Origin of the sequence: Paenibacillus sp. FSL K6-1122 (assembly GCF_037977015.1) — a bacterium.
GTDB lineage: Bacteria > Bacillota > Bacilli > Paenibacillales > Paenibacillaceae > Paenibacillus > Paenibacillus amylolyticus.
Window position 1 is genome coordinate 4,717,065 of sequence record NZ_CP150272.1, and the last position, 12,524, is coordinate 4,729,588.

Here is a 12,524-nt window from a genome sequence, read left to right on the forward strand (position 1 = left end):
TAATGCTTGTGTAACAAGTTTTAATAAAACGGTAGATTGCTGGAGCTCGAACACGAGCGCTAAATCTTCATCAGAAATGGAGTGACTATAGCATGGAACAACATTCAAGTGAGTTAGCAACTTTTGCAGGCGGATGCTTCTGGTGTATGGTATCCCCCTTTGAAGAACTGCCCGGTATTCATAAGATCGTATCGGGTTATACAGGAGGACATACCGAGAATCCAACATATGAAGAAGTCTGCTCGGAGACAACAGGACATGTAGAAGCTGTGCAAATTACGTTTGACCCTGCCATCTTCCCTTATAAGAAACTGGTTGAACTGTTCTGGCAGCAGATTGATCCTACGGATACAGGCGGGCAATTCCATGACCGTGGATCTTCCTATCAGACGGCCATCTTCTATCACAGTGAAGAACAGCGCCAGATTGCGGAAGCTTCCAAAGCGGAGCTGGGACAAAGTGGACATTTTGATAAACCAATCTTCACTCCGATTTTGCCAGCCAAACCGTTCTATGAAGCGGAAGAACATCACCAAAATTATCACCGGAAGAACCCTGCCCATTACAAACGCTACAGCAAAGGTTCTGGACGTGTAGATTTCATCGAACGCAACTGGACCGGTAACGTGGATAAAGGCGGGCTGAAAGAGCGTTTGACGCCGCTTCAATATGAAGTTACGCAGAACAGCGCGACCGAGCCTGCATTCCATAACGAATTCTGGGATCACCACGGTGATGGTATCTATGTGGACATCGTATCTGGCGAGCCATTGTTCAGTTCTACCGACAAATACGACTCCGGCTGCGGCTGGCCGAGCTTCACACGTCCATTGCGTGACCACAACGTGAAGGAAAAAACTGATCTCAGCCACTTCATGATTCGTACCGAAGTGAGAAGTCGTGAGGGCGATTCCCATCTGGGTCACCTGTTCAACGATGGTCCTGCCGAAGCAGGTGGAATGCGTTATTGCATCAACTCTGCGGCACTTCGTTTTGTACCCAAAGAAGAGTTGCAAAAAGAAGGATACGGTGAGTACGCCGTCCTTTTCCAATAAGTTATAATACAAATACAAAAAGAGCAGTGGGATGATCCCGCTGCTTTTTTGTTGTACATTCTTGTTTTCATAGACGAACTATTGTTGCACAAGAATGCATTGATTAGGTTTGGCTCGAAGAGATTTCCGAATTCAATTGATTGGCAGGAGCCGTCTGATCATTACGAAATTGAATTCGCATCGCTGGAACAATACCCAGGATCATCACGGTAACCGAGATTGCGTAGACGATAAAAATGGATGTGCTGTTCATCAGTACACCTGCCATGGAAGATCCAAGAAGCATACTTCCTATGAATAAAGGTGTGATGGTGCCGTTCACTCTCCCGATCAAATGCTCATCGATCCGAGTGACCAAGTATGTGGAGATGATGACGTTGATGAATGCCATACTGATTGAGCTTAAGAAGCTGATCAAAAGGGTCAACCAGAACCAACTGGATAACACTTCCCCCATCGTGGCTACAGCCAGACACAGCACACCTACAAGCAGAGTTAAGGTCTGGTTCAGCTTGGCACTTACAGCAGCCGCAATACCTCCTCCAATCAATAAACCTATTCCGGACGCTCCAGAGAGAAACTGTAACGACGTTGCTTCAAGTCCCAGACGTTCGGTGATCAGAAATATTCCAAGTGGGCTGATGAGACCCGCAGAAAGCCCTATACAGATGAATACCAAACTAAGCATTTTTAACGAGCGAGATCGAGCAACATATTGCCACCCCTCTTTGATATCCGCTAATAATGAGGTATTTGTTTCCCGCTGGGTGGCGTCTTTAGGCAGAAATGTGAGTAGAAGCGCAGAGATGAGGAATAAAGTGAGTAATGCGTACATGGATGCCTGAATGCCCATTGCAGTGTATATAAACGTTCCGACGATTGGTCCGAGAATTAAAAACAACGATTGACCACTCTGGGTGATAGCAATTGCAGACTGCAAATGTTCTCCCTTTACATTTCGCCTCACAATCTTTAGAGAGGATGGTTGAGAAAACTGGCTAACGATAGAGGATACAAACGTGGCTACGTATAGAATCTGCCAATACCCAGAAGATAAAACGCCAATAATCATGACAATAGACAACGCACTCAGAATATCCCCCAGTATCATCGTACGTTTGTGATTCCAGCGATCAGCAAGTGCACCGCCTATGATGGAGAAAACAAAAATCGGTGCATATTCAAGTACGGTAATCAGCGAGACAGCTATTGGACTTCCTTGAGTTCGATCCATTACATAATAGAGGATTGCCATATTCCGGATCCATATCGCCAGATTTTGCAGCAGATCAGACCCTGTCACGATTAAAAAAGCTTTGTTTCTGAACAATGTGTTCATATTCCATCTCCTCTTTTAAACCGACTGTCCGGTTTATTAATATTTAAAAAGAAAAACTGACGTTACATCAGCTTTTCATGGTTAACGTTGTTGAATGCCTGCCAGCAGACCGGCCATGCCTTTGTGGTAAATACGACGAATCTCCGTCAGGTCCTTCTCATAATAGAGTGTAGTCAATCCGCTAAACAGACCGTAGATAATGTGCATTACATCCTGTGGGTCATCCGGTTTTAACTCCCCATCTTCCATCCCTTTAGTAATAATGGACTCGTATGTCGCATACGGAATTCGGATCAGGGAAAGCATCTCATCAAGCATCTCCTGACTGACGACCTGACCCGAGACAAACTCGTTAATGGCGTGATTCAGCGGGTTAGCCAAATCATCCACGTAATGATCAGCAAGTCCGTACAATTTGTCTATGGCAGTCTTATACCCGGATTCTTTGTCCAGCCAAGCATCCATCCAATCTTCATTGTTAAGCTTGATTAGATACATGAATAACTCTTCTTTGCTTTTGAAATGATAATAGATGCTGCCTTTACTCCGATTGTTAATCGTACATATGTCTTCCATGGAAGTTGCACTATATCCCTTTTGGGCAAACAGTTCCTTGGTATTACGTGCAATGTCTTTCTTTATCTGGGTAACATCTTTTCTTCGTTTAACTTCGATTGGAAAAACCTCCATAAATTAAACCGACTATTCGGTCTAATATTATCACAGCACAAATACTCCGTCAATTCATTTTGCACAGGCACCCTCTCATTTGCTGTTTCAAAAGGATGTACAAGAGAGTGCCTGGCTACAATTCAGGAAAGAAGAAGTCACATCATACTTACAATCCAACCGATCCAATACGCAAATGGAATTAATAACAACTGTGCCAACAGTGTACCGAATAAACGGGATACGAGCATGCAACCATAAATCTGATTCATGCGATCCAAACGGATCTCGCCACGTAATGATTTGTCACTGAGCAGGGAAATCCGCGGATCAATCAGGATGGTTAACAAAATAGTCGCTATTCCGTTAATTAACCCGGTTGATTGGGATGCAGCTACAGCCTGCCCTGGGTAAAGGTACGCTGCGTATAAGCTGGACAGGACACCTGTGGTATAGATTGCGGTTACCGCTACATTAAGCAGCATTAACCGTCTTGGCATCCCATGTTGTACCAATCGTTTGGCCATCTTCCAGGATGGCAGGGTGATGTAATACGTTGCATTTCTAATCTTGCTTCGCTTCAGCATACCGCGAACCATCGCAGGGATGGAACCGGCTGCTTCAAAATGTACAACCATTCTTGATGAGAGCTTCACCATGGTTGGAAAACACAATATGGCTAATGCCGTTCCAATTGTTGCCGCACCCATTAACCAGTGCAGCTGCGCCGCAAAGTGTGGATTGGCTCCACGTGTTGCAGTATCCACCAGATTACCTACCATTGGGCCCTGCGCCATATTCGAGGTTCTAGAAACCAGCAGCAAGATACCTGCCAAAGAAATGGCCAGAGCGATTCTGCGGGTGCGTAGTCCACCAAGGCGGAGCGCGTATGACAAGCTGTCTGCGGTATGAATCAGCATTGTGAACAGCATAGGGATTGCCAAGCTAAGACTAAACATATGTATGTACTCCTTTATATTCCTGTTATTGAACTTATTTCTTTCATGGACAGCATTATACTCCTCTGGCTTGCAAAAGTATAGGAACGAGATCCTTTTATATAAGTTGAAATAAAGAATGTTTACACTGGGACACTCCGATGACAGAACAACCTTCCGATCGCTGTTATCCCCAGATTTTTTGATTCCTTTTAGAAAGGGGTAAATCCGGGGATAAAGGCGAACACTTCGTTTCTTCAGGTTTTTTCTGTCCTCTCCGTTTCGTGTAAATGTTTATTTCAATTTATATAGATCATCGGTAAATGCACTTACGACCTCGGCTGTTCATCGTTTATCCCTCCCCTCACAGGGTAATATACAACTAATCCATTACTGTATAGGAGGGGTTCATATGCCTTGGAACAAACAGGATTATCCGGTATCCATGAAGAACCTGGAGCCACGTGTTAGACATAAAGCAATTGAGATTGCCAATGCTCTGCTCGATGACGGGTATGAGGAAGGGCGCTCCATTGCCATAGCGACAGCTAAGGCGGAAGAATGGGATGAGAATAATCCTACACCGGAAAGTTCGAAATCGGACTCCACATCTTCTTCCGATAATTCCAACCCTAAAAAGTCGTCTTCCACAGATCGTCGTCATTCCGAGCCCGTCTCTTCGTCCAAAAGTCATGACAACATCCATGTCGTGCCTACTGACTCCGGCTGGGCGATCAAAGAAGAAGGAAAGTCTACCTATCTGTCCACATTTGATACTAAGGCAGAAGCTGTAAATAAGGCCAAAGAACTGAGTAGCAAACAAAATATTCGAGCGATTATCCATAATCAGGATGGTCAGATTGCTTCTTCGATCAAACCCTGAATGAATCGGATGACATCGGAAAATGGCTGTTTTCACAGTGGTCTATCATTCCACAGTTCAGCGAATATAAAATCATTCCATGCGCAAAAACAACAAAATCCCTTTTGCTGCTGAAGAGCAGTCAAAAGGGATTTTTGTATGAACTTTAACTATCAAGACCTGAATATGATGCATGCAGGTTATGGTTGTTCTGAGACGTATGGTTAATTGGATACCCCTCTAGCCACCGTAGTCCGTTGTGAAATAGCAGCAGCGTTAACTGCCTTGGCTGCAGCCGATGGCATCGGCAATTTCACCGCCGAAGTTGTAACCACGGTTCCGCGAGCCGGAACACTAACGACGTACGTGATGACTTTGCTGGCAATCCATACGGCCAGAATCGTATATAAAGTTTCTTTTACCGGAAGAAAGAAAAGCGACAATCCCAATACAAAAGCATCGCTGACAAAGAAAACTGTTCCCAGCTTCCATCCCTTCCAGCGGCTAACCAGCACGGCGAGAATATCGTCTCCACCTGTCGCTCCACCGAATCGAAGCACGATCCCAGCGCCTACCCCTGTCAATATACCGGATAGAACTGCCGGAATCCACAGATTTCCGTTAAACGACAATACCAGTGTGGAGTATCGTTCAAAGCCGTCATAGAATAGGGAAAATGCACCGACGCCAAGCAATGCCTGAATCATGAATTTCCAGCCTTTAAGGAACCAAGCCAGGATCATGACCGGAATGTCCAGTAACAACATACCGATAGCAGGTGATAAGCCTGTTGCGTATTTTCCGAGCAGGGCCAGACCAACAAATCCGCCCTCCGATAAATGATTCTGAAAGTTAATGTGATAATAAGCAAAAGCTAAAATAAATGTACCGAGTAGCATAATGGCGAATTTGATCGCCTCTGTTTTAACGTGTTGTAAGGTTAACGATGTTCTCTTCATTCAGGTTCCCTCGCAGTTTGTAGGTTGGTTTTTTAGACCGACCGTACCCTGCAAAAGGTAAGCCTGGAAGAAATCATCGTGTACGTCCTTCGAATATTCATTCCAATCCCCTCTTTCGCAGAGTCAGCCGTTTTTTTGAACCGGTTGGTGTACTCTACAAGGGGCGCTATGTGTATGAGAGATCGTAACGTTTCCAGATCGTCCTTGGGGAGATTGTCCTTCGGGAACTCATGGTATCCTGATCCTTTCTGTTCTGTTGTGGTTAGCTGTGCTCAGTTAAACTGAAAAATAACTACAATGCGTAAGCTTGAACATTTAATTGTACACTTACACTTGGATTACAGTACCCTCTTTTGATCGCGGTTATCCCCGGATTTTTGGAATTCCATTTTCCCTCTGGGGAAAATCCGGTGATCGCTTATGCTTCCGAAGCTGCCTTCATTCAAAAAGCTTTCAGACGAACGCTTCGCTTCTACAGATGGGTTCTGCACTCTTCGTTCCTGTGTAAATTGTAAATCCAACTTACAGCAGTTGCAAGTTCATTCAGTTTAAACACCAAAGCTAACTTGCTTGTTCTTCTATTATATAACACCAACGTGACCGGGTCTAAACAGCAGACCCCTCAAAAACAGGCATAAAGCAGCCTTTGGACTGCTCCAGCAGTCATACGGCAACACCAGGATAAGCAATGCTTGCTAATGGTGCAACCTGCTCCTTTATTCTATGACCAAAGCTTCCAAAAATAACTGTCAGTCACCCAACTGTGACAAATCGGGGCCTTTTTTTATTTTCTTGCGCTTTTTAAAGGAATCATTTTCCTTTCACACATACACTATAGCAAACGTAATCGGCTTATTCTTTGTCCAGTTCAGACGTTTCCAGACTTACTCTGCTGTTTATGGTATAATATAACAATTGAATCCCACTACCGTTTAAGCGAGGCGGATTGATGAAAACGTTAAAGCCAAGAGTCTTTATTGGCTGCTCGCTGGAAGCGAAGCCGATTGCAGCCGCAGTACACGAAAACTTACGTTTTTCAGCCGAAGTTACCCCTTGGTATTCCGGGGTTTTTAATCCAAGCAGCTATACCATGGATGATCTGGAAGTAGAGGTCCGTACGACTGACTTTGCCATTTTTATTTTTCATCCGGATGATATATCCAAAATTCGCGGGAAGTACTACGCGTCGGTCCGGGATAATACAATGCTGGAAATGGGTCTGTTTATGGGTCGTCTGGGACGAAAACGTATTTTTTTCATTCTTCCTGAGGATATTACAGACATCAAGGACACAACCAAGGTCGAAGGATTGCGTATGCCCACAGATCTGCTGGGATTAAATCCACTCGTATATGAAATCCGTTCTGACGGAAAGTGGGCACCAGCTGTATCAGTCGCATGTTCCAAAATCGCAGACAGTATTGAGGAACAAGGACGCTGGAGTGATCCAGAATTGGAGAACATCATTGAGAAACATAAACGCACTGAGGGAGAAGCGAGGTTACAACTGCTTAAGTTGCTGCGGTTCTTTAGGGAATTGCTGCGTACCCGCAAAGCAGATGCCAAGATGCTGGAGCGAATGAGCGATGCCCTGCGTACTGCCTTTGTCTCTCATCCTCCATTCGCTGTACGTGGCACAGCCATATACCGTACAGATGACAGTGGTTACATTGAGCAATTATGTGGTAATGTTGGAGAACCGGGGAGAAAGTATGACTTGTCCGCTAACGACGACAAACAACCGGATGATCCCAAGCGCATCCTGGTGATTGATTCTTACCGGGAGAATAAAATCAAGATTAACCTGTATGATGATTACCTTGAGAAAGAGTATCTGCTATGCTATCCTGTAGCCAAGAGGTATGTTATCACCGTTCACATTATTGGACATATTGAAGCGGATGAGGCGGTATTTCAGCAGATTGACCTACAGAATCGTCAACTGTTCAACGCCATCAACGATTTGTTAGGAGGCGAACCGGAATGAAACCGGAAACGAAAAAAATAAGCAAGCGCTGGGGCAGCGAAAAAAAGGTACGCCTCAGTTCTGCGCCCGAATCATCACGACCGGTTCCGGAACCCAAGGAAGAAGATCGTTTCCACAAGCCGGCCGTACCGCTAACTACCATTGGGCCCTCCCTGAAGGGCAAGGAAAGACCTTATAAGGTCATCCTTGAAAAAGAGGCGTTCTACGAAAAGCCTCAATATCTTGCTTAATTTCTGAACACATCATCAAACCTGCCGCTGAATCGGCAGTATTCCATAGGCCCCGCCGCCCAAGGCAGGGGCTTTTTTGTTGCTCATTTTCTCTAAAATAAAACTGCTTCTACTCGTTGACCTGGTGCCATCGTGTTGCGACAAGGCATCCTTGAATCATGATCATAATCGTAATAGCAATTCATTGCAGTAATTCATTGCTTGTAATTACTTCTGTAGCAGACTGCATTGCATAAGGTTTATTTGGTTTATGGCCTTAGGTTTCCTGCAAAACCCATAAATTATACCTTATTTTGGAGCAGGCTTGTCCCTAAATCCCTAGCCTCACTCACTATCTGTACCTTTAGGAAAATGCGATAATGTTTGCTTCCAATATTTCTCGGTTGTATTGTGTATCTCCATTACATATATTGATTATAATATGGGAACACATGTTCTGTAAATATAAAATTCCAATTAAAGGTTAAGGAAGTGAACATATGACATCCTCAACTTCCGCCCCATCCCCTGCGGATGAAGACCATCGTCTGATTAAAGGTCTGGTTGTGCGCACGCTATTGCTGGATGTACTTGAACGAGATATTCACACACTGGATACGTTGCTACTGAAGATGCCCGAAGTCTACATTCTGTCGCTGACCCGCATTCAAAACAATGTGCTCAAGGAGATGTTGGCCCTTCGTAAACAGATGAGAACCCGCGGTGTCAAAGTACTGGAAGAGAAACGGGAAGCCGAGGGTATCGAAACTCTGTATATGTGCAGAGGGTATTGGCAACGGTTCTATATGCTGTGGACATTCGCACGTAATGAAGTCAAAAAAGAACTCAGTCGGCATCTGCAGATGGACTTGGCGCAGACTTGATACAACTCTGACAATATAGAACCCATTCCCCAGCAAAACAAGTTGACCACGGAAGGTTACGTTCATTAAGATGGAATAGATATATCCAACCATTCCAATAAGGCATGAATTGATTTCAACCGGATATACTCTCAACGTCTTATCAATCAAGGAGTTGTACTTCATGGATTTGAATACCCATTCGATTAAACAAACACCCGCACATACAGGCATTGCCGCAGATGTAACAGAACTGATCGGCCAGACACCTGCCGTTAAACTGAACCGACTCACAGGCAGCGACTCCGCTGATGTATACGTGAAACTGGAATACTTCAACCCAAGTGGAAGCGTCAAAGACCGTGCCGCCTATAACCTGATCGTTCAGGCTGAACGTGCGGGACACTTGCTCCCTGGTGCTACCATTATCGAACCGACCAGCGGCAATACCGGGATTGGTCTCGCGATGAATGCCGCCGCCAAAGGATATAAAGCCATTCTGATCATGCCGGACAATATGTCCAAGGAGCGCATCAACATTCTAAAAGCCTACGGCGCAGATGTGGTGCTCACCCCTGCTGCGGAGCGGATGCCTGGTGCGATTCGCAAAGCAAAAGAACTTCAGGCAGACATTCCAGGAAGTTTCATTCCGCAGCAATTCGAAAATCAGGCGAACCCGGACATTCACCGGATCACGACGGCTCCCGAGATTATGCAGCAGATGGAAGGCAGGCTGGATGCTTTCATCGCTACGGCGGGAACCGGCGGAACCATTACCGGAACCGGGGAAGAACTGCGCAAGCAGTTGCCCGATATCCGCATCTATGCGGTGGAGCCCAAAGGTTCTCCGGTGTTGTCCGGTGGCGAGCCCGGACCACACAAGCTCGTCGGTACAAGTCCGGGGTTCATTCCGGACATCCTGAATACCGACGTGTGGGATGCCATCATCCAGGTGTCCGATGAGGACGCACTGGATACGATGCGGCAGCTTGCTGCCCGGGAAGGGCTGTTGCTCGGCCCTTCCTCTGGCGCTTCGGTGTGGGCCTCCCTTCGCATTGCGAAGGAACTGGGGCCGGGGCACCGGGTGCTCTGCATTGCGCCGGATACCGGGGAACGGTATCTGAGCATGGGTATTTTTTAACACAGCATAAATCTGTACACATCAAAAAGGGGCTTCCATCTCCCATAAGTCATGAGCATGACAGAGGCCCTCCCTTATTAGCGCTCATTGGTCATTGGTTCTAATGAACCTGACACACGTTATTCGCTCCTATTTGCGCAGGTCTGACGTGTAACGAATCACAGCGACGTTATTTCTCCAAATTCGGTCGATTTACAGGCTTAAGAGCTATTTTCGGCGGGATAACGTTACTGAGATTCGTTAGAATTTACATCTCTTCAATATCACCCTAATAAGGTGCGGTAGGTTCGTTAGAATGTTGGAGCGATTGGTAGCGAGGAGCGAGGGAAAACTCCTCGAAAAAAAGGGAAGAGAAGTACATTGAAGGAACCATCAAAACAAAAAATAAGCTCTTGCTCACATACGGATGGTGAATCCGCAGAGAACAAGAACTTATTTTGGCAAGAAACCTTATCATCAAAAATAAAGCAAGAACATTTAACGTAAGCTGGTTAGTGTGTCAGGGTTGTCCATTCAACACCTTCGGGAAGCAGGGCCGCAATGCGGTCTTTGGCTTCCTTTTTGGTATACAGCGATTCATCGAGAATGACCGCGGAACCGGAATCCGTGCTTGTCCGAATCAGACGTCCGAGACCTTGCTTCACACGTAAGAGCATATACGGAAGATCGATCTCTTCGTATGGTGCTGCTGACGCACTACGTTTTGCATTGAAGACAGGGTCCTGTGGTGGATACGGAAGCGACCAGATCATGACATTGGATAATGACGGACCTGGAACGTCCAGTCCTTCCCACAGATTAACGGAGCACAGCACACTCTCCTCATCCTGCTGGAACGCCGCGATCAGATCACTGATCTCCCGGTCGCCCTCATACATAAAGCGCAAACCTTCTGCTTCAGGTACATGAACGATGTCCTGCTTGAACGCACGTAGCTCTTCCATCGTACGGAACAGAACCAGCGCACGTCCTCCACTCTCCTGAAGTAACGACACCGCATCACGCATGCGATTTTCGTTCTCCGGGTGACCCGGTATAGCTTCATCGGTAATTTTCATCTTCATTTTGTCCGCATAATCATACGGGGAAGCCACCGAGAATGATACAAAATCATCAATGCCCAGGCTGTCCGCCACATAACGGAATGAACTGTCCACAGATAACGTCGCGGAGGAGAATACAATTGGAATACCTGTGTTGAACACACGCTCGTTCAGCATTTCCTTCACGGTGCGCGGCATGATCGATAAGGTCGTCTCATCCTCGCTCTCTTCCGCCCAACAGATGTAACCATCTTCCTTGCGGAACAAGGCAAGCGCAGACTGAATCATATCGAGATGTTCTTCCACGACACGCATCTGATAACCATCCAGCGAGAACAATCCGCTCTCAAATACCAGTTCCTCACCGATCGCATCCAGCACACTCGTCAGACGTTCAATCTCACGCAGAAGCGGTGCTTCTACCCGAACTTCTTTCCGTTCCGAACCAGGGATCGCGACCGTATACGTATCCAGCAACGCAAACAGTCGTTCACTGCTCTCAATCGCTTCATCCACACACTCCGCGAGGGATTCACGAATCTCTCCTTCTAACAGGCGAGTGACGAGTTCCTCAAAGATGCGGTGTTTCAGCTTGTAGCTCAGTGCGTTCAGGGCTGCTTCTTCCAGCAAATGTCCTTCATCAAATACAACCGAGCTGTGATCAGGCAGGAGTGGCAGTTGGCCCTCGCGTTTGCGCGCATCATAGGTCCACACATGCTCCATGTAATAATCATGGGAACAGATGATGATATCTTTGGAACGACGGTAATGGTCACGCGACAGCGTCAGACCGCAGCGTTGTCTTTTTGGACAAACAAAACAATCCTGGAACGGATCCCAGTTGATTTTGTTCCACTGACGATCATTTAGATGTGGATACTGTTTGCGGTCACCATACGGATGGAAGGCCTGAAGTGTACCCGGCGTATTCACAAAATCTGGCAGACTCTCATGCACTTCTTCAATAACAGGCGCATCTTCATCCGCAAATCGCATCGCACTTAGTTTGTTCAGACAGACGTATTGATCCGGTGACTTGCCCAGACGTGCGTCCACTTCCAAGTCCAGATGTGCAGCCAGCTTCGCAATATCTCCACCGGGCTTCACAAGCTGTTCAATCAAGGACTCATCGGCACAGGCGATCACTGCCGGTTTGCCCGTATAACGTGCATAACAGACCGCGTAGAGCAGATAGACTAACGTCTTGCCTGTTCCGACACCGGCCTCCGCCATAATGGTCTTTTTATCTCCATAGGCCCGTTCGAGCTGGTACGCCATAAAAATCTGTTCATCCCGCACCTCGAAGCCGAACTCTGGCAAAATATCGTAAAAAACATCGGCAACCCATTCCCCGAGACGGGATACAAAAGGTTCAGCCGGATCATATGCAAAAGGATAACGTTGTGTAGACAATCCTAGGTCAGCCTCCATTCTTAGACGCGGTCCTCTTTCATTTTCC

11 protein-coding genes are annotated in these 12,524 nt (G+C 46.3%); 6 read left to right on the forward strand and 5 right to left on the reverse strand.

The features are described 5' to 3' along the window. Positions 1-92: 92 nt before the first annotated feature. Entirely contained in the window at positions 93-1,055 is a 963-nt protein-coding gene (msrA, locus tag NSQ20_RS21225) for a peptide-methionine (S)-S-oxide reductase MsrA (protein WP_340030818.1), read from the forward strand. A 103-nt stretch (positions 1,056-1,158) separates the two neighbouring features. Here the strand turns inward: msrA and NSQ20_RS21230 are convergent, their stop codons facing one another. From NSQ20_RS21230 to NSQ20_RS21240, 3 genes are all read right to left on the reverse strand, one after another. Next, the gene (locus tag NSQ20_RS21230; RefSeq protein WP_340030819.1) at positions 1,159-2,394 is read right to left on the reverse strand and encodes an MFS transporter; all 1,236 of its coding nucleotides are present in this window, start codon (positions 2,392-2,394) and stop codon (positions 1,159-1,161) included. A gap of 81 nt (positions 2,395-2,475) precedes the next feature. Continuing rightward, positions 2,476-3,084 (reverse strand): TetR family transcriptional regulator C-terminal domain-containing protein, encoded by a 609-nt coding sequence (locus NSQ20_RS21235; protein ID WP_340030821.1) that lies wholly within the window; start codon positions 3,082-3,084, stop codon positions 2,476-2,478. Between the two features lie 137 nt (positions 3,085-3,221). Next, positions 3,222-4,022 carry a lipid II flippase Amj family protein gene (locus NSQ20_RS21240; RefSeq protein WP_340030822.1) on the reverse strand — a complete coding sequence of 267 codons (801 nt, stop codon included), beginning with the start codon at positions 4,020-4,022 and terminating at the stop codon, positions 3,222-3,224. A 391-nt stretch (positions 4,023-4,413) separates the two neighbouring features. On the opposite strand from NSQ20_RS21240, the gene NSQ20_RS21245 reads away from it, so the two are divergent. Further along, positions 4,414-4,884, forward strand: coding sequence for a DUF2188 domain-containing protein (locus tag NSQ20_RS21245; RefSeq protein ID WP_340030823.1), 471 nt, complete (start codon positions 4,414-4,416; stop codon positions 4,882-4,884). Between the two features lie 203 nt (positions 4,885-5,087). Here NSQ20_RS21245 and NSQ20_RS21250 read toward each other — a convergent pair whose 3' ends face one another. Further along, a complete protein-coding gene (locus NSQ20_RS21250; RefSeq protein ID WP_036614465.1) occupies positions 5,088-5,822 on the reverse strand; it encodes a YitT family protein in 735 nt (244 codons plus the stop codon). Between the two features lie 949 nt (positions 5,823-6,771). Here NSQ20_RS21250 and NSQ20_RS21255 point away from each other — a divergent pair. From NSQ20_RS21255 to cysK, 4 genes are all read left to right on the forward strand, one after another. Beyond that, positions 6,772-7,809, forward strand: a complete 1,038-nt coding sequence (locus NSQ20_RS21255; protein WP_051447360.1) for a nucleotide-binding protein — start codon at positions 6,772-6,774, stop codon at positions 7,807-7,809. Beyond that, positions 7,806-8,039 carry a hypothetical protein gene (locus tag NSQ20_RS21260; RefSeq protein ID WP_017687536.1) on the forward strand — a complete coding sequence of 78 codons (234 nt, stop codon included), beginning with the start codon at positions 7,806-7,808 and terminating at the stop codon, positions 8,037-8,039. The genes NSQ20_RS21255 and NSQ20_RS21260 overlap by 4 nt, the downstream gene beginning before the upstream one ends. Before the next feature lie 479 nt (positions 8,040-8,518). Beyond that, the gene (locus tag NSQ20_RS21265; RefSeq protein ID WP_036674948.1) at positions 8,519-8,902 is read left to right on the forward strand and encodes a hypothetical protein; all 384 of its coding nucleotides are present in this window, start codon (positions 8,519-8,521) and stop codon (positions 8,900-8,902) included. Positions 8,903-9,065: 163 nt separating this feature from the next. Next, positions 9,066-10,022 (forward strand): cysteine synthase A, encoded by a 957-nt coding sequence (cysK, locus tag NSQ20_RS21270; protein ID WP_076216970.1) that lies wholly within the window; start codon positions 9,066-9,068, stop codon positions 10,020-10,022. A 491-nt stretch (positions 10,023-10,513) separates the two neighbouring features. On the opposite strand, the gene NSQ20_RS21275 is transcribed toward cysK, so the two are convergent. After that, positions 10,514-12,478 carry an ATP-dependent DNA helicase gene (locus NSQ20_RS21275; RefSeq protein ID WP_338706507.1) on the reverse strand — a complete coding sequence of 655 codons (1,965 nt, stop codon included), beginning with the start codon at positions 12,476-12,478 and terminating at the stop codon, positions 10,514-10,516. Between the last annotated feature and the right edge of the window lie 46 nt (positions 12,479-12,524).